Here is a 388-nt window from a genome sequence, read left to right on the forward strand (position 1 = left end):
GTGCTCGTGGACACCGACCGCCTTGAGCAGTGCTTCCCGGCGATCGACTACTTCGAGTCGCGCAACATCCCGTTCGTCGTCGGCGTGAACTGCTTCGACGGCGTGGCCAAGCACAAGCTCGAGGACGTGCGCGAGGCGCAGAAGATGGCCATGCAGGAAGACCGGATGCGCGAGCAGCAGCGCCGCAAGGGCGGGCGCGGCTGACCCTCGCTCCGGATGCCGCCTCCTCCGAACGGAGGGACAGTGGAGGACGTACGCCCTCTGGTGCGTCCCGATGTGTCCCGAGGAGGAGTGATCATGGCCAAGAAGGCTCGTGCCGGCACCTCACAGGCCGCGGAGCGCGAGCGGGAGCGGGCGAAGAACACGGCGGCCGAGGCACGCGCGAAGG

Annotated in this window: 1 pseudogene; it reads left to right on the forward strand. The window is 68.6% G+C overall.

What is annotated here, in order from left to right:
• A pseudogene (locus G3I78_RS50610) lies at positions 1-204 on the forward strand (ATP/GTP-binding protein); the annotation flags it as partial.
• Positions 205-388 lie beyond the last annotated feature (184 nt).

The sequence above is a fragment of the Streptomyces sp. SID13726 genome, assembly GCF_010548375.1.
GTDB lineage: Bacteria > Actinomycetota > Actinomycetes > Streptomycetales > Streptomycetaceae > Streptomyces.